19 protein-coding genes are annotated in these 24,266 nt (G+C 69.0%); 7 read left to right on the forward strand and 12 right to left on the reverse strand.

The genetic code is table 11. The features are described from left to right. The first annotated feature begins 97 nt into the window (after nucleotides 1–97). The 5 genes from kynU (at nucleotide 98) to QOL69_RS10405 (ending at nucleotide 8,550) form a co-directional block, all read left to right on the forward strand. Nucleotides 98–1,543 carry a kynureninase gene (kynU, locus tag QOL69_RS10385; protein ID WP_283403093.1) on the forward strand — a complete coding sequence of 482 codons (1,446 nt, stop codon included), beginning with the start codon at nucleotides 98–100 and terminating at the stop codon, nucleotides 1,541–1,543. A 160-nt stretch (nucleotides 1,544–1,703) separates the two neighbouring features. Continuing rightward, nucleotides 1,704–3,512, forward strand: coding sequence for a PAS domain-containing protein (locus QOL69_RS10390; protein ID WP_345782482.1), 1,809 nt, complete (start codon nucleotides 1,704–1,706; stop codon nucleotides 3,510–3,512). An 87-nt stretch (nucleotides 3,513–3,599) separates the two neighbouring features. Then, a complete protein-coding gene (locus QOL69_RS10395) occupies nucleotides 3,600–6,569 on the forward strand; it encodes a DEAD/DEAH box helicase (protein WP_283403094.1) in 2,970 nt (989 codons plus the stop codon). Nucleotides 6,570–6,632: 63 nt separating this feature from the next. After that, nucleotides 6,633–8,138 (forward strand): stage II sporulation protein M, encoded by a 1,506-nt coding sequence (locus QOL69_RS10400; protein WP_283403095.1) that lies wholly within the window; start codon nucleotides 6,633–6,635, stop codon nucleotides 8,136–8,138. Between the two features lie 58 nt (nucleotides 8,139–8,196). Next, nucleotides 8,197–8,550, forward strand: coding sequence for a PLD nuclease N-terminal domain-containing protein (locus QOL69_RS10405; protein ID WP_048077996.1), 354 nt, complete (start codon nucleotides 8,197–8,199; stop codon nucleotides 8,548–8,550). A 2-nt stretch (nucleotides 8,551–8,552) separates the two neighbouring features. On the opposite strand, the gene QOL69_RS10410 is transcribed toward QOL69_RS10405, so the two are convergent. The 4 genes from QOL69_RS10410 to QOL69_RS10425 form a co-directional block, all read right to left on the reverse strand. Then, nucleotides 8,553–8,942, reverse strand: coding sequence for a DUF6276 family protein (locus QOL69_RS10410; protein WP_283403096.1), 390 nt, complete (start codon nucleotides 8,940–8,942; stop codon nucleotides 8,553–8,555). Between the two features lie 138 nt (nucleotides 8,943–9,080). Further along, on the reverse strand, nucleotides 9,081–9,782 hold the full coding sequence (locus QOL69_RS10415) for a V-type ATP synthase subunit D (RefSeq protein WP_048078000.1): 702 nt from the start codon (nucleotides 9,780–9,782) through the stop codon (nucleotides 9,081–9,083). A 327-nt stretch (nucleotides 9,783–10,109) separates the two neighbouring features. Continuing rightward, a complete protein-coding gene (locus QOL69_RS10420; RefSeq protein ID WP_283403097.1) occupies nucleotides 10,110–10,841 on the reverse strand; it encodes a DUF7345 domain-containing protein in 732 nt (243 codons plus the stop codon). Continuing rightward, nucleotides 10,838–12,814: a DUF7096 domain-containing protein gene (locus QOL69_RS10425; RefSeq protein WP_283403098.1), complete on the reverse strand. Its 1,977-nt coding sequence runs from the start codon at nucleotides 12,812–12,814 to the stop codon at nucleotides 10,838–10,840. The genes QOL69_RS10420 and QOL69_RS10425 overlap by 4 nt, the downstream gene beginning before the upstream one ends. Before the next feature lie 179 nt (nucleotides 12,815–12,993). Here QOL69_RS10425 and QOL69_RS10430 point away from each other — a divergent pair, with 179 nt between their 5' ends. Continuing rightward, nucleotides 12,994–14,154: a helix-turn-helix transcriptional regulator gene (locus tag QOL69_RS10430; protein WP_283403099.1), complete on the forward strand. Its 1,161-nt coding sequence runs from the start codon at nucleotides 12,994–12,996 to the stop codon at nucleotides 14,152–14,154. Between the two features lie 42 nt (nucleotides 14,155–14,196). Here QOL69_RS10430 and QOL69_RS10435 read toward each other — a convergent pair whose 3' ends face one another. From QOL69_RS10435 to ahaH, 8 genes are all read right to left on the reverse strand, one after another. After that, entirely contained in the window at nucleotides 14,197–15,618 is a 1,422-nt protein-coding gene (locus QOL69_RS10435; protein WP_283403100.1) for a V-type ATP synthase subunit B, read from the reverse strand. Between the two features lies 1 nt (nucleotide 15,619). Further along, on the reverse strand, nucleotides 15,620–17,395 hold the full coding sequence (locus QOL69_RS10440) for an ATP synthase subunit A (protein ID WP_283403101.1): 1,776 nt from the start codon (nucleotides 17,393–17,395) through the stop codon (nucleotides 15,620–15,622). A 1-nt stretch (nucleotide 17,396) separates the two neighbouring features. Further along, entirely contained in the window at nucleotides 17,397–17,726 is a 330-nt protein-coding gene (locus QOL69_RS10445; RefSeq protein WP_048077991.1) for a V-type ATP synthase subunit F, read from the reverse strand. Then, entirely contained in the window at nucleotides 17,723–18,769 is a 1,047-nt protein-coding gene (locus tag QOL69_RS10450; RefSeq protein WP_283403102.1) for a V-type ATP synthase subunit C, read from the reverse strand. The genes QOL69_RS10445 and QOL69_RS10450 overlap by 4 nt, the downstream gene beginning before the upstream one ends. Further along, complete coding sequence (locus tag QOL69_RS10455; RefSeq protein WP_048077989.1) at nucleotides 18,766–19,344, reverse strand: V-type ATP synthase subunit E; 579 nt, start codon at nucleotides 19,342–19,344, stop codon at nucleotides 18,766–18,768. The genes QOL69_RS10450 and QOL69_RS10455 overlap by 4 nt, the downstream gene beginning before the upstream one ends. 21 nt (nucleotides 19,345–19,365) lie before the next feature. Then, a complete protein-coding gene (locus QOL69_RS10460) occupies nucleotides 19,366–19,620 on the reverse strand; it encodes a V/A-type ATP synthase subunit (RefSeq protein ID WP_048077988.1) in 255 nt (84 codons plus the stop codon). 203 nt (nucleotides 19,621–19,823) lie between these two features. Continuing rightward, nucleotides 19,824–22,037 carry a V-type ATP synthase subunit I gene (locus QOL69_RS10465; protein WP_283404234.1) on the reverse strand — a complete coding sequence of 738 codons (2,214 nt, stop codon included), beginning with the start codon at nucleotides 22,035–22,037 and terminating at the stop codon, nucleotides 19,824–19,826. 4 nt (nucleotides 22,038–22,041) lie between these two features. Beyond that, nucleotides 22,042–22,398: an ATP synthase archaeal subunit H gene (gene ahaH, locus QOL69_RS10470; RefSeq protein WP_048077987.1), complete on the reverse strand. Its 357-nt coding sequence runs from the start codon at nucleotides 22,396–22,398 to the stop codon at nucleotides 22,042–22,044. 177 nt (nucleotides 22,399–22,575) lie between these two features. Here ahaH and QOL69_RS10475 point away from each other — a divergent pair, with 177 nt between their 5' ends. Further along, the gene (locus QOL69_RS10475) at nucleotides 22,576–24,225 is read left to right on the forward strand and encodes a nucleotide-binding protein (protein ID WP_283403103.1); all 1,650 of its coding nucleotides are present in this window, start codon (nucleotides 22,576–22,578) and stop codon (nucleotides 24,223–24,225) included. The last annotated feature ends 41 nt before the right edge of the window (nucleotides 24,226–24,266 follow it).

Here is a 24,266-nt window from a genome sequence, read left to right on the forward strand (position 1 = left end):
CGGGCCGCGCGGTCGATCCCTCGGTCTGATCGACTGGCCCCTCGGTCCGCTCGGCCGACCCCGGAAACGCTTAGTCGCCGGCGCGGTCCCATCGCATATGGACGATCCGTACGCCCCCGCGCGAAACGCGCTCGCGGGCGAGGGGCTCGGCGGTTCGGACGGCGTCGACGGGCGGGCCGGTGACGGGCTGACGGGCGACGCCGCCGACGCCGACCCCGCGGTGCTGGCCGCCCGGCTCGACGAGAACGATCCGCTCTCCGGGTTCGCGGACCGGTATCACGTGCCCGACGGCGTGTTGTACATGGACGGTAACTCGCTCGGGCCCGCGAGCGACGCCGCCCTCGCGAGCCTCGACCGCGTCGTCGACGAGTGGCGCGATCTACTGATCGCCGGCTGGACCGACGCCGACCCGCCGTGGTTCGAGGTCGGCGAGCGGCTCGGCGACGCGCTCGCGCCGCTCGTGGGTGCCGAGCCGGACGAGGTCGTCGTCGGCAACTCGATTACCGTCAACCTCCACACGCTCGTCGGCACCTTCCTCGACGAGCTGCTGGCCGGGAACGGGCCGGAGCGCGAGGGATTCGAACGCGCCGACGGGACGTGGGCACCGGACGGGGATCCCGATCCCGCGGTCCTCGTCAACGAACTGGACTTCCCGTCCGACCACTACGCGATCCGGGCGCAGCTCCGGGGACGCGGGATCGACCCCGACGAGAAGCTCCGGGTCGTTCCGAGCCGGGACGGTCGGACGATCGATCCCCGGGACGTCGAGGCTGCGCTGGCGGCGCACGACGACGTGGGGATCGTCTTCATGCCGACCGCGCTGTACCGGTCCGGACAGCTGTTCGACGTGGAGCGGATCGCGGCGGCCGCCCACGAGGCGGGCGCGTACGCCGGGTTCGACGCGGCCCACTCCGCGGGCGCGGTGCCCCACGAGTTCGACGCGGCCGGCGTCGACTTCGCGGTGTGGTGCACCTACAAGTACCTCAACGCCGGGCCGGGATCGATCGGCGCGCTGTACGTCGCCGAGCGCCACCACGGGCTCACGCCCGCGCTGGCGGGATGGTGGGGCCACGAGAAGGCGACGCAGTTCGAGATGAACATGGAGTACACGCCCGCCGACTCCGCGGGCGCATGGCAGATCGGGACGCCGCCACTGCTCTCGGCCGCGCCGCTCGAAGGCTCGGTCGAACTCCTGCGGGAGGCCGGGATCGAGCGCCTGCGGGAGAGGTCGCTCGCGCTGACCGACTTCCTCATCGCCTTGGTTGACGACCGGCTCCCCGAAATCGCGGTCGGGACGCCCAGAGCGCACGCGGCCCGCGGCGGCCACGTCGCTTTAGAACACCCGGACGCCGAACGACTGAGCGAGGCGCTCACCGACCGCGGCGCGGTGGTCGACTTCCGGCCGCCGAACGCGGTCCGCGTCTGTCCCGCGGCCCCGTACACCTCCTTCGCCGACGTGCTCGACGTCGTCGACGCAATCGAGGCGATCCTCGACGGCGGTGCGCACGAGAAGTACGCGACCAACGACGGCGGCGTGACGTAGCGGTCACGGTCGAGGACGACACGCCCACGGGCGACAGACGAACGCCTTCTCCGTCCCACCCACAGAGTTATCCGCCGAATTTGCGTATATATACGTAAGAAGAACGATGCTAGGAGAGTCAAACAACGACGGTAGTGGGTTTGAAGCGGCAGGCAGGGGGGTGGACACAGTTTACGAGGCGATGTTTCTGGAGATGGACGATGCGGTCTTTTTAGTCGAGGTCGCGAAGACGGACGGCGGCTACGAGTTTACGTTTCGACAGAACAACACCGCGCATCAGGAACAGACGGGGTTCTCCGAGGACACGATGTGGGGTCAGACGCCGCGAGAACTCCTCGGCGAAGAGCAGGGAGCGGCCGTGGCCGCGAACTACCGTCGCTGCGTCGAACAGGGGGCCACGATCGAGTACGAGGAGCGGCTCGAGTTCCCGGGAGGAACGACCGACTGGCAGACGAAACTGACGCCGATCACCGAGGACGGATCCATCACCCGTATCGTCGGCGTCGCTCGGGACATCACGGAAAAAAAGCGACGGGAACGAGAATACCGGCGCACCCACCGCCGGTTCCAGACGGTGTTAGAGACGATGCCGGCGGCAGCGTTTCTGAAGGACACCGACGGTCGATATCTCCTGATGAATCAGGCGTGCCGCGACCTGCTCGACATCGACGGGGATCCCGTCGGAATGACCGACGAGGAGCTCTTTCCGCGAGCGGTCGCCGAGCGGGCTCGGGCGGACGATCTCCGGGTCATCGAGGGCGGAGAGATGGTGGAGATCGAGGAGACGGTCCCGACGCCCGCGGGCGAGACGAGCCGGCTGACTCGGAAGTCTCCCGTGTACGACGAGGAAGGCGAGATCCGGGCGATATGTGGCGTTTCGACCGATATCACCGAGCAGAAACGGCGCGAGGAGGAGATCGAAACGACCCGCGAGGAGCTCCGACAGATCATTGACCTCGTGCCGGACCTCGTGTTCGCGAAGGATCGCGACGGCCGGTATCTTCTGGCCAACGAGGCGACCGCGGCGGCGTACGGGAAGACGCCCGAAGCGGTCGAGGGTAACTCCGAGTCGGACATCATCCCCAGCGTCGACGACTCCGAGGCGTTCCGACAGGACGACATCGAGGTGATCGAGTCGGGCGAACCGAAGACGGTCGGCGAGGAGACGCTGACGACGGCGGCCGGCGAAACGCGCGTTTTTCAGACGACGAAGATCCCGTACCTGAACCCGAAAACGGGCGAAGACGCCGTCTTGGGGTACGCCCGCGACGTGACCGATCTGAAGGCGTACGAGGAGACGCTCGAACGGCAGCGAGACAGTCTCACCCTGCTCAATCAGGTCGTCCGTCACGACATCCGCAACCAGCTGATGGTCGCGGAGTCGTACACCGAACTCCTCGAAGACGCGCTCCCCGACGACCAGAGCCGAACGTACGCGCGGACCGTCATCGAAGCGACGAGACAGGCGATGGAGATCACGGAGACGGCCAGGGATGTCACGGAGGTGCTGCTACAGGTCGGGTCCGACCGGTCTCCGGTGAGTCTCCGCGACGAACTCTCCGAGCAGATAGCACAGATACGGTCGGAACAGGACCGCGCGACGGTCTCCGTCGACGGGTCGATCACCGACGTGACGGTGCTGGCTGACGAGCTGTTGGAGGCGGTGTTCCGGAACCTGCTGATGAACGCGGTCGTCCACAACGACAAGGACGTGGCCGAGATCGGGGTGTCGACCCGCGTCTCGGGCGACATGGTGTGCGTGTCGATCGGGGATAACGGCCCCGGAATCGATGACGAACACAAAGAGCAGATCTTCCAAGAAGGCGAGAAGGGCCTCGAAAGCGGCGGAACGGGCGTCGGGTTGTACCTCGTCAAGACGCTCGTGGACAAGTACGGCGGCGACGTGTGGGTCGAGGACAACGAGCCGACGGGCAGCGTGTTCGTCGTCGAGCTGCCGCTCGCCGAGTGACCGGCAGCCGAGGTCGCCGCAGAGGAATTGTTTGTCCGCGTCTCGAACGGCGACGGGCTTAATCGCTCGAATCCCCAACCGCGAGTAATGGCAGAGTCGTCGGGAATGGACGCGTTCGCGCACCTCGGGGGCGAGATCCGGGAGGCGCTCTCGGAGCGGGGCTTCACCACACCCACGGAGCCCCAGCGGGAAGCCATCCCGCCGCTCGCCGACGGGAGAAACGCCCTCGTCTTGGCCCCGACGGGCACCGGGAAGACGGAGACCGCAATGCTCCCCGTCTTCGACGCACTCGTCGAGGCCCGGAACGCGCCCGGCGACCCGCCGCGCGAAGGGATATCCGCCCTCTACATAACCCCGCTCCGCGCGCTCAACCGCGACATGATGGACCGGCTGGAGTGGTGGGGCGACCGGCTCGACGTCGAGGTCGCGGTGCGGCACGGCGACACCACGCAGTACGAACGCAGCAAACAGGCCGACGACCCGCCGGACGTCCTCATCACGACGCCGGAGAGTCTTCAGGCAATCTTGACCGGCTCGAAGATGCGGGTCGCGCTCGAAGACATCGAACACGTCGTGATAGACGAGGTCCACGAGCTCGCGTCGGCGAAGCGGGGCGCGCAGCTCACGGTCGGGCTCGAACGGCTCCGCCGGCTGTCCGGCCCCTTCCAGCGGGTCGGACTCTCCGCGACGGTCGGCGACCCCGAGGAGGTCGGGAAGTTCCTCGTCGGCACGGGGACGCGCGACCCCGACCGGCCCGGCGACCGCGCGTTCGAGACCGTCGAGGTCGCCGCCGGGACGCGGACCGACGTGCGCGTCCTCGACCCGGAGATTACGGACCGCGACACCGTCCTCGCCGGCAAGCTCGCGGTCGACGAGACGACCGCGAGCCACGTCCGAACGATCCGCGAGATCGTCGCCGACAACGACTCCACGCTGATCTTCGTCAACACGCGGCAGACCGCGGAGGCGCTCGGCTCGCGGTTCAAGACGCTCGCGGAGAACGAACGCGAGGCGACCGAACGCGGCGACGGAGAGCGCGACGGCGACACCGCCGACCCCGACGAAGTCACCGAGATCGAGCTCCACCACGGCTCGCTGTCGAAGGACGTGCGGATCGACGTGGAAGACCGGTTCAAGTCCGGCGACCTCGACGGCCTCGTCTGTACCTCCTCGATGGAGCTCGGCATCGACGTGGGCCGCGTCGACCACGTGGTCCAGTACGGCAGCCCGCGCGAGGTCGCTCGCCTCCTCCAGCGCGTCGGGCGCGCGGGCCACCGCCGCGATCTGGTCTCCGAGGGGACGGTCGTCACGCAGGGCGGCGACGACACGCTCGAAGCGATGGCGATCGCGCGCCGCGCCGGCGATGAACTCGTCGAACCGGCGAACATCCACCACGGAAGCTTAGACACGGTCGCGAACCAGATCGTCGGGGTCGTGATGGACGAGGGGGAGGTCCACGCCCGCGAGGCGTACCAAACGGTCACGAACGCCTACCCGTTCAGGAACCTCTCGGAGCCGGAGTTCCAGGAGGTCGTCCACGAACTCGACGGCAACCGGCTGCTGTGGCTCGACGAGGAGACGGACACGCTCGAAAAGTCGGGCGGGACGTGGCAGTACTTCTACGCGAACCTCTCGATGATCCCCGACGAGTCCACCTACGAGGTGTACGACATGTCCTCGCGGCGGCAGATTGGGACCTTAGACGAGCAGTTCGTCGTCAACTTCGCCGGGCCGGGCGAGACGTTCGTCCAGCGCGGCGAGATGTGGCGAATTACCGAGGTCGACGAGGAGGAGGAGCGCGTGAACGTCACGCCGATCCCCGACCCCACGGGCGAGGTCCCATCGTGGGTCGGTCAGGAGATCCCGGTCCCGAAGCCCGTCGCCGAGGAGGTGGGGAAGATCCGCGGCGAGGCCGCGGCCGCCCTCGACGCCGGGTCGACCCCCGAGGCGGTCGCCGCCGACCTCGCCGACCGATACCCGACTGACGAGGCGACGGTCGCGGCCGCGCTGACGACGGTCGTTGACCACGTCGACACCGGTCATCCCGTGCCGACGGACGACCGAATCGTGATCGAGGGGAGCGCCCACACCGTCGCGGTCAACGCCGCCTTCGGCCACGAGGTCAACGAGACGCTCGCGCGCCTGCTCGCGGCGCTCGTCGGCCAGCGCGCCGGGTCGTCGGTCGGGATGGACGTCGACCCGTACCGGATCGAGTTCGAGGTCCCCCACGGCGTCGACCCCGGGACCTTCCGCGAGGTGTTGGAGACGACCGACCCCGAGCGGTTGGAAGCGTACCTCGAACTCGCCGTCAAGAAGTCGGACGCGCTGAAGTTCACGCTCGCGCAGGTCGCCGCGAAGTTCGGCGCTGTCAAGCGGTACAAGGAGGGACGAGGCCGGTTCGGCGGCGACCGCCTGCTCGCCGCTCTTGAGGACACGCCCGTCTACGACGAGGCGCTGCGCGAAGTGTTCCACGCCGACCTCGCGGTCCCGGAGACGGCCGACCTGCTCGCGGAGATTCAGTCGGCGGCGGACGGCGGCGACGGCGTCGCGGTCGACATCGCCCGCGAGCGCACCCCGCTCGGCACCGCCGGTCGCTCGGCGGGCACGGAGTTCCTCGTGCCCGACAACGCCGACGCCGACGTGATCGAGACGGTCAGAGAGCGGATTCAAGACGACCGGGTAATCATCTTTTGTCTCCACTGTACGGACTGGAAACACACGACGAAGGTCCGGCGCGTCCGCGACCAGCCCGAGTGTCCCGACTGCGGGTCCACCCGGATCGCGGCGCTCAACCCGTGGGACGACGAGACGGTCGCCGCGGTGCGCGCGACGGAGAAGGACGACGAACAGGAGCGCCGCACCGAGCGTGCCCACCGCGCCGCGAGCCTCGTTCAGACCCACGGCAAGCGGGCGGTGATCGCGCTGGCGGCGCGCGGCGTCGGCCCCCACAACGCCGCGCGGATCATCAACAAGCTCCGCGAGGACGAAGACGAGTTCTACCGCGACGTGCTCAGACAGGAGCGCGAGTACGCGCGCACGCAATCGTTCTGGGATTAGCGCGCCGCGCCCCCGTTTGTCGACACGCTCGTTTTTAAGTGTCGGACGAACGAACCGGACGCCATGGACCTCTCCGCCGCGGTCACGGCCATGACGGCGACCCTCCGTCGACGCCCCGCCGACCTCCTCCCCTTTTACCTCCTCGGCACCGCCGTACCCGTGATCGCCCGCCTCGGAACGTTCGCCGCGCTCGCGGGTATCTACGCGTACCTTGAGGTGACCGGGCGGCTCGCGGCGGCCCGCGATGCGCTCGCCGGGGTCGAACCGCCGCCGGAGACGCAGGACCCGGAGGCGATTCAGGCGTGGGCCGAGGGGTTGGCCCCCGCGTTCGAGCCGCTGGTGACGCCGACCGTCGGGGCCATCTTCGCCGCCGGCGTGCTCGTCACAGTCGTCCTCGCGATCCTCTCGTACGCCGTCGTCTCGGCCGGCCAGCTCTCAGCCGTGATCGCCGCCCTCCGCGACGAGCGGGGCCTCGTCGGAGGGATCGCGGGCGCTCGGTCCCGCTGGCTCACGTTCCTCGGGCTGTACGTCGCCGAACTGCTCCTGTGGGCCGGGGTGATCGCGCTCGGGTCGATCGCGGTCGGCGTGGCGTTCCTCGCGAACCCGTTCCTCGGTGCCGCCGTCGCGGTCGCCGCCCTGCTCGTCGGCTTCGTCGCCCTCGCGCTCGTCCGGATCCTCTTCGCGTTCGCACCCGTCGCCGTCGTCGTCGACGACGCTGGTGTGGTCGGGGGCGTAGAGGGCGCGGGCGGCTTCGTGCGGTCGAACCCGGTCGACGCCGCCGCGTACCTCGTCGTCGCGGTCGGAACGCTGGTCGGCGTCGCGTCCGTCGCTTCGGGGGTCGCGTTCCTCGGCGGCGGTCCCGTCGTCGCGCTCGCCAGCGCGGTCGTCGTCGCGCCCGCGCTCGACCTGCTGAAGACCGTGCTCTACGGCGACTACCGCGGGACGGTCGATCCCGTTTCGCCGCCCGAGGCGGGCGTCAGGACGCAACTGTCCGGAGGACTCCGGCGCGGCTGGCGGGAGCTGACCGCCTTCGTCCGGGCGACGCCGGGCCACCACGCCCTCGCGCTCGCGGTGGCGGTCGGGTTCGGCGCGGTCGGGTGGTTCGCCGCCGCGCCGTTCGCCGAGACGGTCCCGACCTCGATCGAGGGACGGATCGCCGGACAGATCCCGCCCGTAGCGGCGCTGACGTACTTCGGGAACAACTGGGGGGTCGCGATCGCGACCGCCTTCTCCGGGGTCGGGCTCGCCGTCCCGGCGCTGTCGTCGCTCGCGTTCAACGGAGTCGCGCTCGGGGCCACCGCCGCCTTGGAGGAGAACCTCGCGGCGCTCGTCGCGTTCGTGGTCCCCCACGGGATCTTCGAGATCCCCGCGCTCGTCGTCTCGGGGGCGCTCGGGGTCCACCTCGGCGTCGTCTCGTGGCGGACGTTCCGCGGCCGCGCGAGCCGCGAGCGGTTCGCCGACGCCTTGGAGACCGCCTTCTGGGTGACCGTCGGGCTCGGGATACTCCTCGGCGTCGCCGGGCTCGTCGAGGGGTTCGTCAGCCCGTACTACTGGCGGCCGTTCCTGTGAGTAGCTCCGACGCGGCGAACCGCCCGCAGCCTTATTAGCACACGCTCGAAGCGACGGTATGGAACCGCTCGTCGCCGTCATCCTCGTCGGCGTCCCGCTCGCATGGCTCGTCGGCTTCGCAGCCTACGCGTACGTCGACGCGCCGAAGCACGGCATGGACCCGCGCAAGTGGGCGGTCATCGCCTTCGTCGTCCCGCTGTTCGGCTTCCTCGCGTACGTCTTCGAGCGCGACGAGCAGGGGTACGACCCCGAGAGCGACCCGTACGCTGAGGGAAGCGAGGAGCGAACCGGCGGCTTCGCGGTCCACGAGTCGCGGCAGGGCGAGAAGCGCCTCGGTCCCGCCGGAACCGAAGCCGACGAGGGCGACGACGCGGACGACGAGTGGAACGACCCGGACGGCGTCGACCTGTGAGCTCAGAGCGCGTCGATCAGCGCCGCCCGGCGGCGGTCGAGGTCGAACGCGGCGTCGGCCGCGTCGAGGCGACCGAGGAACGCGAAGACGTCGGCACCCGCCCGTTCGGCGTGAGTGATTAGCGCCTCGATCGATTCGCGGTTCAGCGCGAACGACTCCAGTTTGCCACAACAGAGCGCCAGGGCGATCCCCGCCTCGCCGGACGGAAACGCGGGGTCGACCGCGGAAAGATCCGGGTCGGCGGTCGGGTCGCCGTCGACGCCCGCCTCGTTCGCGGGGACGACGCGGAGACACCGGGTACAGATCGCGGCCGCGTCCGCCGGCGCGTGTTCGCGGAGCGCGGACGGCACCGCGAACGCGACGACGGCGGCGTCGCAGTGAGGACAGGACACGACCGACGATAGGCACCGCTCGAAGATAAAAACGGTTGTCTGCGGCGGGCGGGAAACGCCACGAACGGACTCCGGAGCGGGAACGAACCCGACGAGAGCGGATATCGCAGAGAGAGAACGGCCGACGCGCGGGCGTCGTCAGTCGGCGGGTTCGGGGTCTTCGGTCTCCGCGGCCGCCGCCTCCGCGGCCGCCTCGGCCGCTTCGGCGGCCTCCTCTTCCTCCTTTTTGTCCTTGATCTTCTTCATGCGGAAGATCTCCTCGCGCTCCTGCTCTTCGAGCTTCTGCTCGATGTACTCCTGGTTCTCGTACAGAGTCGGGAGCAGCGTGAACTCCAAGGCGTTCACGCGGCGCTTCGTGGTCTCGATCTCCGTGAGCATCTTCTTCATCGCCGTCTCGACCTCGGCGGCGAGGATGATCGATTCGAGCAGCTGCTCGTAGGCGTCGGCCGCCTCGTCGATCCGCGCCGAGGAGCCGAGCAGGCCGTACCCCCGCTCGTCGAGGCTCTTCTGGACCTTCGAGGACTCGATCTGCGGGACCACGACGCCCATGATGTTCTTCGACTGGGTCGTGATCTCCGGGTGTTCTTTCAGCGCCGCGGCCGCGCCGCGGACGGCGACGTCGCCCTCCATCGCCCGGGCCATGTCGATCTTGCGCTGGGCCGTCTCGTAGTTCTCGGAGACCTCCGACCGGACGTCCTGCGCCTGGTCGAGGATGTCCATGAACTCCATGATGAGTCCGTCGCGCTTCTGTTCGAGCGTGTCGTGACCGCGTTCGGAGAGCTCGATGCGGTCCTCGATCGCCATCAGGTTCTTGCGCGTCGGTTTGACGTCCTTGGCCATCTTGTGGGTAGGTTCCGCCCAGAGGCGGTTAATTCTTTTCAGACGCGGCGTGTCGCGGGGCGGACCGGCGTCCGCACGGCGACGGAGCCGTCGACTGGGGCCGAGACGAAAAACGGAGAACGGGACGGGTCGCGTGCCTCTGACAGCGGCGAGCGATCGCTCCCGACGACCGAGGTCGGGACGGCGACCCCCGTTCCAGGTCCGGTGGGGCTGACGGCGGGGACGCGACCCGTCGGGACCCGTGGCGATCCGTCGTGCCGATCGGTCGTCCGGTCCACTCCGGTTCGGTCCGGTGCCGCTCGTCGCAGTTCGTGCGGCTCCCTCCGCCTACGTCCGTCGCCAGCCGGCGTATCCGAGGAGCCCGGCGACGAGGAGCGCCAGCGTTGGCACCAGCGGGGTCGGCAGCGAGCCGTCGGTGACGCCTCCGGCCTCCGTGGGCGCGAGTGTGGCTGAGAACCCGGACAGGTCCGCGCCGGGCCTCCACTCGGCGGTCGCGGCGCTGCCCTCCGCCGTTGAGGTCGTCGCGTCCGCTTCGACCGTCGCGTCGGTCAGCGCGTACCCGTCGGGCGCGACGAGCACGAACGGGCGATCGGGGCGGAACGCGCTCGCGAACGGCTCGCTCACGACCAGTCGGTCGCCGTCGACCGCGGCGAGGTTCGTCCACGTCGCCGAGACCCGGACGACGCCGGTCCCGTCCGTCGACTCCGCTTCGAGTCTCGCGTCGGAGACGCCCATCTCTCGTCCCGTCTCGGCCGCGGTTCGCTCGGCGATCCGCGTCATACGGTTCTCGAACCGGTCTGTGACGTTCTCGGGGCGTTCGCGCAGCGCCTCGAACGCCGCCTCGTCGGCGTCGTCAGCGAGGTCGTACGTCAGCACGACCGTAACCGTCGCGTCGCCGTCCGCGTCGAGCGCGACGACGAACGACGACCCCTCCTCGACCGCCGGCCCCGTCCCCGGGCCGTCGAGCGCCGCGACGCCCGGAACGAGGAACACGGCGATCACCGCGAGTGCCGCGACAGCGGCGGTGACGACGGCGGTCCGACCGCGGGAAGGAGTCACTCGTCGTCCCCCTCGTCGTCATCGTCTTCGGCCTCTCCATCGTCTTCCGCCTCGTCGTCACTCTCGTCATCGCTCTCGTCTTCCGGCCCGTCGTCGTCAGCGCTGAACTCGAACTCGAGTTCGCCGTCGCGCTCGCCGTCCTCGACCTCGATCTCGACTTCATCTTCGTCGGGCAGCGTCACGTCGATCCGGCCGTCCGCGTCGGTCGTTCCGGCGACCTCACCTCCGACCTCGACGGTCGCGCCCTCGACCGGCTCACCGTCGGTATCGGTCACTTCGACCGTCACCGTCACACCGGGAGCGGGGTCGCCGGAGACGACGGCGACCGAGAGGTCCGTATCGTCCGCGTCGTCGTCGCGCCCGTCGCCCTCTACATCGTCCGCGTCGTCGTCGCGCTCGTCGACATCAACATCTCCGGTCGCGAGCGTCCCGTCCGAACCGACCGAGAACTCGATCTCGGCCTCAAACGCGCCCTTCACCAGCGTCACGTCGAACTCGTCGTCGTCGGGCGCGTCGAACGAGAGCGTCCCGTCCGCATCGGTCGTTCCGACTCGGTCGCCGTCGACGGAGGCGGAGACGCCTTCGACCCCTTCGCCGTCGTAGGTCACCGAGACGTCGACGGTGCCGTTCTCGACGGAGCCGCCGACGGAGAACCGCTCGGCGAAGTCGTCTTCGTCGCGGTCGTCGTCCGCGCCGAGCGTGAGTTCCAGTTCGCCCTCGCGCTCGCCGTCCACGACCTCGATGTCGACTTCGTCGTCGTCGGGCAGCGTCACGTCGATCCGCCCGTCCGCGTCGGTCGTTCCGACGTCCCGATCGTCCAGTTCGACCGTCGCGCCCTCGACGGGCTCGCCGGCGGCGGTCACGCGGAGCGTCACCGTCGCGTTCGGCTCGGCCGTGCCCTCGACGATCGAGATCGAGAGGGGAGTCTCCTCATCGGCGTCGTCATCGTCATCGTCGTCCCGCTCGCGCGGTTCGGTCTCCTCTTCGAACTCGAAGACCGTACCGGTCTGGCCGTCGACGCTCACCTCGGCCTCGCCGGTCGTCTCCGGACCGAAGAAGGCGAACTCGAACTCGTAGTAGCCGTCGTCCTCGTCGCGGTCGGTGGACCGAAGCGTCCACTCACCGTCCGCGTCGGTCGACAGCTCCGCGGTGGCGGCGGTGAGCGCCTCGCTCTGGTTCACCTCGAAGGTACCGTTACCGGGCTGGTCGCGTTCTATCTCGCGGGAGCGCTCCCCGTCGTCGCTCTCGACCTCGATGGAGACGCCGCCGTCGACCTCCAGCGAGAACTCGCCCGCGCTCTCCCCGGTATACTGCGCGAGTAGTGCGCTCGCGCCGGTTCCGGTCACGCGGGCGAGCCGCTCTCTGGCGTCCGCGTTCGCGCTCCGATCGTAGCCGGCGGCCCGGAGCTCGATCTCGGAGACGTCGTCCGTGCCGCCCGCGACGCGTTCGAAGCCGCGGTCGACCGTCCGCGCCTGTCCGGCGAGGACCGCGAGCCGCTGTGCGAACTCGCCGCGGTCGATCTCGCCGTCCTCGTAGGCGACGCGGGCCTCGCGCTGGTCGGCGACGATCTCGTCTGCGCGCTCGCGGAGCGCCGCCGACCGCTCGGCGAGGACCGTCGCGCGCTCGGACTCGTTCGCGTCTTCGAGCGCCGCGTCGAGCGACGACGCCGCCACGTCGCCCGACACCTCGTCGTCGGTGACGGCGATGATCGTCGCGAGCTGCTGTCCGACCGTCGCTCGCGAGTCCCCGTCGGTCGCGTTTTCGTCGTCGGAACCGCTCGCGGTCCCGTTCGTCGTGTTTCCGTCGGTCTGTGCCGGGACGGTCGACGCGTCGATGTCGGTCGACGCCGCTCCGTCCGATTCGATTGCCGTCGCGTCCCCGCCGGTCGCCGCGCTCGCCAGCGCGCCGCCGGGCACGGTGCCCACGACGAGCCCCAGTGCTACGAGAACGGTCAGAATTCGTGTGCCTCGCATGACGGTCGCAACGAGGGACCCTACCCTCATATACCGGGACGACCGTGGCGTTTCGTTCCGTCGAGTTTCCACGTTTTGCGTCCGCGGAACGGACCGTTTCACCGAGTTTCAGCGGGTTTCTCGACGCTCCCGCGAGACGATCTGTGGGTTTAACCCGAGCGGCGGGAAACCGTACGGTAATGAGACGACGCGGCCGGACGGCCCGCTCGATCGCCGCCCTCCTCCTCGCCGTCTGCTGTGTGGCGGCCCTCGGAGTCGCCGTCCCCGCGGGCGCGCAGTCCGTCGCGGTCCCCCAGACCGACGACCAGCCCGCCCCGGACAACACGATCACACGGATCGATCTGGCTGCCAATGGCTCGGCGACGTGGGAGATCACCCTCCGGACTCGGCTCGAAAACGACTCCGACGTGGCGGAGTACGAGCGGTTCCAAGAGCGGTTCCGGTCGAACACGAGCCGCTACCTCGGCCCCTTCTCCGAGCGGATGTCCGGCGTCGTCGCGGCCGCGAACGACTCGTCGGACCGCGAGATGTACGCGACCGGCTTCGAGGCCGACACCGCGATACAGGAGGTCCCGCGGCGGTGGGGCGTCGTCCGCTTCCGGTTCACGTGGACCAGCTTCGCCGCGGTCGACGGCGACGCGGTGGTCGCCGGCGACGTCTTCGCCGGGGGGTTCTTCATCGGCGACGACGACTCGCTGGCCGTCTCGATCCCGGACGGGTACGCGGTCGAGTCGGTCACCCCGGAGCCGGACGACGTCGGAGAGGGGGTCGTCGAGTGGCGCGGCCGCGAGGACTTCGACGACGGGCAACCGAGCGTCCGTGCCGTGCCGGCGGCGGGAGGCAGCGACGGCGCGGGCGGGGGTTCGGACTCGGGCGGGGTCGGAAGCGAAACCGTCCTCGCCGCCCTCGCTCTCGTCTTCGGGGCGGTCGCGCTCGTCGCCTACGCCGTGCGGACCGGTCGATTCGGACTCGACGGCGAGCAGACCGATCTCGGGGGAAGTCCCGTGGTCACGGATCGCGACGTCGCCGCCGCCGATGACAGCAGAACCGCTACCGCCACCGAGACCGCGAGCGAATCCGGGGCCGACGACGAGTCCGACGCGGTCGATCCCGAACTCCTCACCGACGAGGACCGAGTCAGGCGTGCCCTCCGCGAGCGCGACGGCCGGATGAAGCAATCTGACGTAGTCGAGGAACTCGGCTGGTCGAAGTCGAAGACCTCGCGCGTGCTCTCGCGGATGGCGGACGCGGGCGGGGTAGAGAAGCTGCGGATCGGCCGCGAGAACGTGATCGATCTCGCCGACGGCGACGACGCGGCCGACGAGGACCGATCGGCGTAATCACTAGTCGGAGTCGGTGCGAAAGAGTGGAGAGAAGCCGGGTCAGTCGGCCGCTTCGACGGCCTCGCGCTCGGCGTCGTCCTCGCGGTAGTACTCCTCGATGAACTCCTCGTCGATCCGGTTGAGGGCGTCCTTCGGAAGCATCGAGAGCAGGTCCCAGCCGATGGAGAGCGTCTCGTCGATGTCGCGGGTGGTCTCGAAGCCCTGATCGATGAACTCCGACTCGAACGCGTCCGCGAAGTCGAGGTACTTGTTATCGAGTTCCGAGAGCGCCTCGCGACCGACGATGTTCACGAGGTCGCGGAGGTCCTCGCCCTCCGCGTACGCCGCGAACATCTGGTCTTTCACGTCGGCGTGGTCCTCGCGGGTGAGCCCCTCGCCGATCCCGTCGTCCATCAGCCGCGACAGGCTGGGGAGGACGTTGATCGGCGGCTGGAGGCCCTGACTGTTGAGGTCGGGGTCGACGTAGATCTGCCCCTCCGTGATGTACCCGGTCAGGTCCGGGATCGGGTGGGTGTCGTCGTCGCCCGGCATCGTGAGGATCGGGATCTGCGTGACCGACCCGTCGCGGCCCTTGATCCGGCCCGCGCGCTCGTACAGCTGCGCCAGGTCGGTGTACATGTATCCGGGGTAGCCACGACGGCCCGGAACCTCCTCGCGGGCCGCGCCGATCTCGCGGAGCGCCTCGCAGTAGTTGGTCATGTCCGTCAGGATGACGAGGACGTGGTAGTCCTTCTCGAAGGCGAGGTACTCGGCCGTGGTGAGCACCATCCGCGGCGTGACCGTCCGCTCGACGGCGGGGTCGTCCGCGAGGTTCATGAAGACGACGGAGCGTTCGAGCGCGCCGGTGCGCTCGAAGTCCTGCATGAACTCGTTGGCCTCCTCTTGGGTGATCCCCATCGCGCCGAAGATGACGGCGAACTCGGAGCCGTCCTCGTCGTCGCCCTCCTCCTCTTCGGGCACGCTGGCCTGCCGCGCGATCTGCATCGCCAGTTCGCTGTGCGGCTGGCCGGAACTGGAGAAGATCGGGAGCTTCTGCCCGCGGACGAGCGTGTTCATCCCGTCGATGGCGGAGACGCCCGTCTCGATGAACTCCTCGGGGTACTCCCGGGAGTAGGGGTTGATCGCCGCGCCGACGATGTCCTGTCGCTCCTCCGGAACGATCTCCGGGCCGTCGTCGATCGGCCGGCCGGAGCCGTCGAGCACCCGACCGAGCAGATCCTCGGTGACGGGCATCTTCATCGTCTCGCCCAAGAAGCGGACGGACGCGTCTCTGTCGATACCGCTCGTCCCCTCGAAGACCTGGATCGCGACCACGTCCTCCGAGGATTCGAGCACCTGCCCGCGCAGCGTCTCGCCCTGTGCCGTCTCGATCTCGACGATCTCGTCGTAACCGATCGCCTCGTCGACCTCGGCGTACACGAGGGGACCGCTGATCTCGGTGATGGTTTGGTACTCTTTCATATTAGTAGAGGCTCCGGAGTTCCTCGGCGATGTCCGCCTTGAGCTCCTCGATGTACTCCTCGTAGTCCTCTTGGACGCCAATCCGGTTAATTCGGGGGGCGGCCTCGGTGTCGACGATCTCCTCGACCGGGACGCCGGCGTCGAGCGCGTCGAACGCCTCGTCGTTGAACGCCTGGATCGTCGTCAGCATGAGGTACGTCTTCTCCGGCGGACAGAAGGTGTCGACCGGGTGGAACGCGTTCTGCTGGAGGTACGCCTCGCGCAGGTAGCGCGCGACCTCGAGGGTGAGCTGCTGGTCGTCGGGGAGAGCGTCCTTCCCGACGAGCTGAACGATCTCCTGTAGCTCCGTCTCCTCGTCGAGCACGTCGACCGCCCACTGGCGTCGCTCCGCCCAGTCGTCGGCGACCTTGTCTTCGAACCACGGGTCCAGCTGGTCTTTGTACAGCGAGTACGATTCGTTCCAGTTGATCGACGGGAAGTGGCGGCGCTCCGCTAAGTCCGCGTCGAGCGCCCAGAACGTCTTCACGATACGCAGCGTGTTCTGCGTGACCGGCTCCGAGAAGTCGCCGCCGGGCGGTGACACCGCGCCGATAGCCGAGACGGACCCCTCCGTCCCGTTGACGTTCTCGAAGTAGCCGGCCCGCTCGTAGAACTGCGCCAGACGGGCGGCGAGGTACGCGGGGTACCCCTCCTCGCCGGGCATCTCCTCCAGCCGGGAGGAGATCTCGCGCATCGCCTCCGCCCACCGCGAGGTGGAGTCGGCCATCAGCGCCACGTCGTACCCCATGTCGCGGTAGTACTCGGCGATCGTGATCCCCGTGTAGATACAGGACTCACGCGCCGCGACGGGCATGTTCGAGGTGTTCGCGATGAGCGAGGTGCGGGCCATCAGCGGGTTGCCGTTGGCCGGGTCCTCCAGCTCGGGGAAGTCCTCGATGACCTCGGTCATCTCGTTGCCGCGCTCGCCGCAGCCGACGTAGACGATGATGTCCGCGTCGGCGTACTTGGCGAGCTGGTGCTGGGTGACCGTCTTCCCGGAGCCGAACGGCCCCGGAATCGCGGCCGTCCCGCCCTTCGCGATGGGGAACAGGCCGTCGAGGATGCGCTGACCGGACACCAGCGGCGTCCGGGGCGTCTTCTTGTTCGCGGAGGGGCGCGCCTCGCGGACGGGCCACTCCTGGTGCATCGAGACGTCCGTCCCGTTGGCGAGCTCGGCCACCGTCTCGGTGACGTCGAACGAGCCCGACTCGACGGCGGTGACCTCGGTGGTCTCGCCCTCGTCGAGCGCGTCCGGCGGCACCATCACCTTGTGGTCGATGGTGACCGTCTCCTCGACGATGCCGACCACGTCGCCGCGGCCGACCTCGTCGCCGACCTCGACGGTGGGCTCGAACTCCCACTCCTTCTCGAGGTCGATACCGGGGGCGTCAACCCCGCGGTCGAGGTACGGACTGCCCATCTTGCCCTCCAGCACGTCCAAGGGGCGCTGAACGCCGTCGTAGATGGCGTCCAGCACGCCCGGACCCAGGTCGACCGACAGCGGCTCGCCCGTGTTCTCGACGGGTTCGCCGGGGCCGACGCCGGAGGTCTCCTCGTACACCTGAACGGTCGTGAGGTCGCCCTCGATCTCGATCACTTCCCCCATGAGCCCTTCGTCGCCGACGTAGACGACGTCGTTCATGCGGGCGTCGAGATCGCGGGCGGTCACGACCGGACCGCTCACGCTCTGAATGACGCCGTCGTCGGAGACGGCGTCGGTTGTGTCTGCTTTGCTCATGTTAGTCTTCGTCCTCCATCAGGTCGATGCCGATGGCGCGTTTGATCTGGTCGCGCAGCCCGCCGCTGCCGGCTCCGGAGCCGCCGAGCGTCACGAGGACCGGCTCGATGCTCCCCTCGACCGCCTCGCGGGTCCCCCGCGAGAGGTGGTCGAGGTCGTCGTCGTGCATCACGATGATGCCGACGCCCTCGTCGTCGAGCGTCCGCTCGACCGCGTCGTCGAGCTTCTCGTCTTTCTCGTCGTCCGGCACGTTCTCGAACGCCCGGACGCCGGCGAGACGGAACCCGGTCGTGAACTCCGGGCTGCCGACGACCGCTATCTCCTGGCTCATGTTATCACCAGCTCCGATTCGATCTCGTCGGGCGACAGCCCGGCCTCCTTCCCGCGGGCGATCGCCCGGATGTTCTCCGTCTCGCGCTCCTTCGCGAGGATGTACGAGATGATCGGGGTGACCGACACGGGGTGGATCGTGCCGAGCCGGTCGCCGTACGCCAACAGCGCGGCGTCGATCGCGTGTTCGAACGCGATGAGGCTGTCGGCCTCCTCTAGCTCGCGGAGCGCGGGACCGAGCTCGTCGCCGTACTGGCTGTCGCCGATGTACTCGACCAGCTCGTCGATGTTCTGCGCCAGCCGCGCGAGCGACGAGCGGGTGAACAGGTCACCGCCCTCGATGAAGTACGCCGCGGGGTCGATATCCGCGCCCGAACGGGCGAGCCGGAGCGCGTTCGTCGCGTTCCGGAAGTCGACCTCCGCCTTGAGGAACGCCTCGTACTGCCGGGTCGGCTCGTCGCCGCCAAGCCCGGAGAGGAGCCGCTCGTAGAACGCGCGGTCGACCGCGTTCTCTAAGGGCACCAGCACGCCCGTCTCCTCGAACTCGGCGTACGCCTCCCGCAGCGGCTCCCCGTAGATCGTGTCTTCGAGGACCTCGATCACGCCGTCGATCGAGTCCGCCTCAAGCAGCCGGCGGATCCGACGGTCGTCGAACTCGCCGGCGCGGATCAGGTCGACCTCGACGGCCGACTGCTCCGCGTCGGTGTAGACGCCGCGGATGACCGTCTTCACGTTCCACGCGTCGAACTTCCGGAGGTACCGGGCGATCAGGTCGTACAGCGACCCCTCGCTCCAGTCGAGGATGGCGTCGAACTGCTCGGCGAGGTTCCGATTCAACGCGTACTCGATCAGGTCCACGCCGCCGTGGCGGCTTCCGAGGGCGTTGATCTCCGCGCCGTAGCTCGACTCCTCCATGAACCGGGCGATCTCGGCCGGACCCATCCGAGTGAGCTTGCGGTACTCATCGTCCCCGAAGAGGCTGCCGCGGCGGGCACGAACCCGCGCGACGACGTACTCGGGGTTCGGGCTGCCGGCGGCGCTCATTGGTCGAACAGCCGGTCCGAGATGTTCTTCAACTCGTCGTCCCAGACGGACTCTAAGACCGAGTCGAACGTGTTGTTCACGCGAACGCGGGAGGTGTCGCTCTCGACGACGACGCCGCCGAGGCAGTCGACCTCGCCGTCGACCTCGGCGTTGCGGTCGGCGACGAGATCTTCGAGCAGCTCGACGTCCTCGGCGCGAGTGTAGACGGCGACATCCTCGTCGCCGTCGAACTCCGCCAGGCTCGCGTCGAGCAAGGCCTCGGTGAGCTCGCGGCGGTCGTCGCCGTCGAGCCCCTCGATGGCGGCCTCGACGTCGTCATGAACGTCTTCTAAGACGTCGCGACGAGCGCCGAGCCGCTCCTGTTTGGCCTCGAGCTTCGCCGAGGAGAGCGTCTGTTCGCGCTCCTGGTCGATCTGGTCGTCGACCTCGGCGAGCCGCTCCTCGCGGATGCGCTCCGCGTCGGTCTCGGCCTCGGCGACGATCTCGTCGGCCTCGGCCTCGGCCGCCTCGCGGATCTCCTCCGCACGCGCGCGGGCTTCGTCTCGAACGTCCTCAACGACGGTTTCCAAACTCATTGGTTGAAAAACGCTGGAGGATTAACCGACGATGAAGACGACGACGAGCGCCAGAATGACGATCGTCTCGGGGAGGACCGTCAGGATGAGCCCGTTGACGAACAGATCTTCGTCCTCGGCCATCGCGCCGACGGCAGCCGACCCGATGCCGCGCTCCGCGTAACCCGCCCCGAGTGCCGCAAGCCCGACGGCGAGGGCCGCCGCGGCGTTGGGGTCAGTCAGCGTTCCACCGGTCGACAGTACGAGGTTCCCGAGTTCGTTGGTAGCTTCAAACATTGGTAGTAGTTGCTGTTGCTCGTCTCCGAACGGTTGCTAATTGCCTCTACAGGAGTCATAAAGCTTCCCAAAACGACCGAACAGAATCCGGGAGAACAGTGGGGAAAGCGGCGGCTACTGCGGTCAGATACCCGACAACGTTGCCGGGTTCGTGCGGGCGGACCGCGGCGAGACCGACCAGCGGCCGGAGATCGCTCCGGCCGTCAGTCCTCGCGGGTGTACTTCCGGTCGCGTCCGAACGGCAGGTACTCGCGGCCGCCGCCCTCGTAGAAGTTCCCGAAGAACTCCACGTACTCGAGGCGGACCGCCTGAATGCCGGCAGACGTGACGCCGAGCAGGAGCACGACGATGTGACCGACGACCGCCACGACGATCCCGCCGAGGAGCGCGACGACGCCGACTGCGCCGATCGAGGCCGGGTCGAACGCGGTGGTGATCCCCGCGAAGACCAGCTCCTCGCTCGCCGTCTCCTGAACGTGGTGGAGGTGCTCGTTCGTGAAGATGAAGTGGAAGCTCCCCTCGCCGCCCTCGTCGATGTACGCACCGAACGCGAGCAGGTTGACCGCGAGCGCCATCCCGCCCTTCGCGAGCAGGACGGCCATGATCCGGGCGTACGAGATGACGTTGACGACCGGTGCGAGCGCTTCGGCGAGCTCCGGTGTCGCGCCGACCGCGAGCAGGCCGAGGCCGAGCAGGATCGCCGCGATGGCCGCGTACCCGACCACGCCCGGGACGGGGAACGTCTCGAACGACACGACCCCGAACGTCAGGACGCCGAACGCCTCGTAGAGGAAGTCCGGCTTCGGTCCGGGGAGCTGCTGGCTGAAGATCCAGATCCACGCGCCGTTGAGGATCAGCAGCCACGACCCGGCCTCGTACAGCGCGTGCTTCAGGTCGTGCTGCTGGTAGTGGCTCACGAACGAGAGGATGTGCCCGAGGTTCAGGTGGACGATCCCGAACAGCACGCTGGCGACGAGGAACGACAGCGCCCAGTTGAGGTCGGCGGGCGAGAGGCCCTTCCCCTCGACCGGCCAGTGAACGTCACCCGGCAGCAGCTGGTAGGCGTGGTACCCGAACACGTCGATACCGAAGTAGATCCCGAACAGTATCGTGAAGCCGCCGGCCCACATCGCGACGGAGCCGAGTTCGCGGAACGCGCCGTCGAACTTGGTGTACATGAAGGCCCCGATGGCGGCGTAGAGGACGCCGTATCCCACGTCGCCGATCATGAACCCGAACATCGCCGGGAACGTCAGGAACACCAGCAGCGTCGGGTCGAACTCCGAGTACTTCGGGCGACCGAACGCCTGAACGAGCAGTTCGAACGGTCCCGCAGCGCCGCCGTTGTCCTGAACGACCGGCGGGTCGTCCGTACCGTGCGCCGCGTGGCCGCCGTCGGTGGCGACCGCCTCTTCAGTCTCGGCGTCCGCGGTCGCGTCGGCCGACGCCGCGCCACCCGCGTCGTCGTCGACGGACTCGGTGTGGTGGTCGCCGTCGGGCGTGAACGAGGCGCGCTCCAGCTCCTCGACCTCGGCGTGGTCGCCGACCGCGTCGGCGACCGCCGCCTCGAAGTCGGGGTAGGTCTCGGTCGGAACCCATCCCTCGGCGACGAAGGCGTTCTCCGTCGTCGCAAAGGAGAGCGGCGCTTCCTTCTTCTCGGCCTCGATGGTGAGCTGCTCTTCGGCGCGCAGGAGGAAGCCGGCTGCCTCCGCTTTGACCGATTCCAGCTCGGTCTCGACCGCGTCGAGTTCGTCGCGGAGGTCTGCCTGTTCGGCCTCCAGCTCCGCGACGTACTCGTCCGGGCTGGCGTCCGCGTCCGGCACGTCGAGCAGCGCGATGTCGACGCCGACCAGCGCGTCCTGAACGACGCCCTCGGCGTCGGGGTCCGACGGCTTCGCGACGATGGCGAGCACGTCGCCGCCGACGAAGACGTCGAAGGCGTCTATCCCCTCGGCGTCTTCGAGCGCCGCCTCGACGGGACCGGGCTTGGCCTCGCCGACGACGACCTCGACGGAGTCGTAGCCGCGCAGGTACGCTAAGTCGATCCCCAGCTCGGCGAACGGCTCCATCCGATCGATCTCCTCTTGCCGGTCGCGGATCGCGTTCTGGAGCTCGTCGCGCTGGTCGTTGAGGTCGTTGACCCGCTCGCGGACGCGGTCGAGCTCGGTGACGAGTTCCTCGTCGTCAAGCGAACGCGCGACCTCGGCGTCGTCCTCGTCGACGTCGAGGATGCTTTCGAGCGACCGCACCGTCACGAGCCGCTCGTTCAGCGTCTCGGCTCCGTCGAGCGAAGTTCCCGGTTCGAACCCCTCGTACCGCTCGTCGTAGTCGGTGACGTGCAGGGAGTGGTGCGAGTACGCCGCCTCGATGACGTCGTCGATGACGCGCTTCGAGCCCGTCACCGACACCCGGCTCATCCGCTCAGGCCTGAGCATCCACCGCCTCCTCGGCCTGCTCGTGAACCGCCGCCTCGAACCGTTCGACGGCGTAGTCGACGGCCGATTCCACCCGGTCGCGGGCCTCGCGTTCGAGCTCGTCGCGGTCCGAACGCCCCGACTCGAGGATCTCCTCGCGCCGCTCTTCGATCTCCTCTCGGGCCGTTTCGAGCCGCTCTTCGGCCTCGGAGTCCGCCTCCTCCTCGGCCTCGGCGCGGATCTCGTCCGCGCGATCACGAGCCTCGGCGAGGCGCTCTTCGGCGTCCGATTCCGCGTCCGCAATGATCTCGTCCGCCTCCCGTTCGGCCTCCTTGATTGAGTTGAGCACCTCTGGTCTCGCCATGCTACTAATCGCCTGAAACTCTACAAGCGACGTATAAGGTGTTTGCGAAAGCCCGCGGGGTTTCGCGCGGATTCCGGGCCGATTCCGGGCGGATATCGGACCGAACTCGTCGGACGCGCCCGCCGAGTCCGGGCGTCGCCGCCTACATTTAAGTGCCAGTCGCCGGACCGTCACCGTATGGCAACGGTGTATGCGGTCGCGTCGGCGAAAGGTGGGGTCGGGAAGACCACCACGACCGCCGCGCTGGCGACGATCCTGGCGGAGTCGGGGGCCGACGTCATCGCGATCGACGCCGACCTCGGCATGGCGAACCTCGCGAGCGCCGTCGGGGTCACGCCCGGCGAGATCACCATCCACGACGTGCTCGCGGACGAGGCGGAGCCCGCCGCGGCGGTCCGCGAGGGACCGTCCGGGCTCCGGGTCGTTCCGGGCGCGACCGACCTCGACGCGTACGCGGCCGCGGACCCGTCGGGACTCCGCCGGGTGATCGAGGCGTTCGACGACGCCGAGTTCGTGTTCGTCGACGCCGGCGCGGGGCTGTCGCACGACTCCACGCTCCCGCTCGCGATCGCCGACGAGACGCTGCTCGTCTCGACGCCGGAGCGGAGCGCCCTCGGCGACACCGAGAAGACGCGACAGCTGACCGAGCGCCTCGGCGGGACGGTCGCCGGCGCTGCGATCACCCGCGTGACCGACGACACCGACGAGGTCGTCACCGCCTTACTCGACGCTCCCGTCCTCGGTCGGATCCCGGACGACGAGGCCGTGGCCCGGGCCGCGGCGGCGAACCGTTCCCTGTCGGCCGCTGCGCCCGACGCGCCGGCGACGCGGGCGTACCGCGACCTGGTCCGGGCGCTGACCGGCGTCGACGTCGCCGGAGCGGGACTCGACGAACCCGCGGCCGACGCGGCGAGCGAGGCGCGGGCCGGCGGCGAGGGAGGAAGCAGCGAGGGCGGTGGCGAGAGCCCGGACGAGGAGAGCGCGGCCGAACCGGACGCGACGGACGACGACGCGGACGACGACGGCCCGGTGACCGACGACGCGGTGATCGTCGACGACGGGCCGGAGACGGCGGTCGGTGACGACGCGGAGGAGTCCTCAGCGGAGGAAGACGAGACGCCGGCCCCCGACGATGACCAACCGGCGGACGACGACGACATCATCGTCGCGGACCCCGACGCGACCGGGGTGGCGGACACCAGCGACGGCGACGACATCATCGTCGCAAGCGAGGACGAAGCCGACGCTGAGACGGTGGGCGACGACGATGAGGCGGACACAGAGGTGGACGACGCCGAAACGGCCGACGCGGACGACGCCGAAACGGTCGACTCCGAGTCAGCCGAGGCTGAGATCGCGGACACCGATCACGACGGAGCCGACAGCGAGATCGCGGACGACGACGAGGCCGACGCCGAGAGCGTGACCGACGACCGCGGGACTGCCGGCGAGGAGGACGCCGCGGTCGACGCCAACACCGACATCGATGCCACCGCCGAGAGCGACGCCGAGACCGACGACGGCGACGACCCCGACGCGATCCCGGATGCGGACGAGACCGCGCGGGTGACGGCGACCGAGCGGACCGAGTCGGACGACGACATCGACGACGAACTGGCCGGCAGCATTCCGTTTCGCGACGACGATACCGGGACGATGAACACCGTGCTGTCGGAGGAGCCGGAAGACGGCGACGACGCCAGCGGCGAGAGCGCGGACGGCGAGACGGCCGAGGAGTCGTCTCCGGACGCCGGCGACGAGGAGGACAAGGGAGACGAGGGCGACGGGAAGGACGGCGGATTCTTCAGTCGGCTGCTCGGTCGGTGACGAGAGAAACGGGGAGAGAAACTGTCTCGGGGGACCGGGCT

The organism is Halorubrum sp. DM2 (assembly GCF_901686465.1).
In the GTDB taxonomy this organism is placed as follows: Archaea; Halobacteriota; Halobacteria; order Halobacteriales; family Haloferacaceae; genus Halorubrum.

Excerpts from the sequence above, each read along its gene's own strand:
- QOL69_RS10425 (WP_283403098.1), bottom strand. The coding sequence starts at position 12,814 with ATGCGAGGCACACGAATTCTGACCGTTCTCGTAGCACTGGGGCTCGTC.
- QOL69_RS10435 (WP_283403100.1), bottom strand. The coding sequence starts at position 15,618 with ATGAAAGAGTACCAAACCATCACCGAGATCAGCGGTCCCCTCGTGTAC.
- kynU (WP_283403093.1), top strand. The coding sequence starts at position 98 with ATGGACGATCCGTACGCCCCCGCGCGAAACGCGCTCGCGGGCGAGGGG.
- ahaH (WP_048077987.1), bottom strand. The coding sequence starts at position 22,398 with ATGGCGAGACCAGAGGTGCTCAACTCAATCAAGGAGGCCGAACGGGAG.
- QOL69_RS10430 (WP_283403099.1), top strand. The coding sequence starts at position 12,994 with ATGAGACGACGCGGCCGGACGGCCCGCTCGATCGCCGCCCTCCTCCTC.
- QOL69_RS10400 (WP_283403095.1), top strand. The coding sequence starts at position 6,633 with ATGGACCTCTCCGCCGCGGTCACGGCCATGACGGCGACCCTCCGTCGA.
- QOL69_RS10445 (WP_048077991.1), bottom strand. The coding sequence starts at position 17,726 with ATGAGCCAGGAGATAGCGGTCGTCGGCAGCCCGGAGTTCACGACCGGG.
- QOL69_RS10465 (WP_283404234.1), bottom strand. The coding sequence starts at position 22,037 with ATGAGCCGGGTGTCGGTGACGGGCTCGAAGCGCGTCATCGACGACGTC.
- QOL69_RS10440 (WP_283403101.1), bottom strand. The coding sequence starts at position 17,395 with ATGAGCAAAGCAGACACAACCGACGCCGTCTCCGACGACGGCGTCATT.
- QOL69_RS10475 (WP_283403103.1), top strand. The coding sequence starts at position 22,576 with ATGGCAACGGTGTATGCGGTCGCGTCGGCGAAAGGTGGGGTCGGGAAG.
- QOL69_RS10415 (WP_048078000.1), bottom strand. The coding sequence starts at position 9,782 with ATGGCCAAGGACGTCAAACCGACGCGCAAGAACCTGATGGCGATCGAG.
- QOL69_RS10455 (WP_048077989.1), bottom strand. The coding sequence starts at position 19,344 with ATGAGTTTGGAAACCGTCGTTGAGGACGTTCGAGACGAAGCCCGCGCG.
- QOL69_RS10450 (WP_283403102.1), bottom strand. The coding sequence starts at position 18,769 with ATGAGCGCCGCCGGCAGCCCGAACCCCGAGTACGTCGTCGCGCGGGTT.
- QOL69_RS10405 (WP_048077996.1), top strand. The coding sequence starts at position 8,197 with ATGGAACCGCTCGTCGCCGTCATCCTCGTCGGCGTCCCGCTCGCATGG.
- QOL69_RS10395 (WP_283403094.1), top strand. The coding sequence starts at position 3,600 with ATGGCAGAGTCGTCGGGAATGGACGCGTTCGCGCACCTCGGGGGCGAG.
- QOL69_RS10460 (WP_048077988.1), bottom strand. The coding sequence starts at position 19,620 with ATGTTTGAAGCTACCAACGAACTCGGGAACCTCGTACTGTCGACCGGT.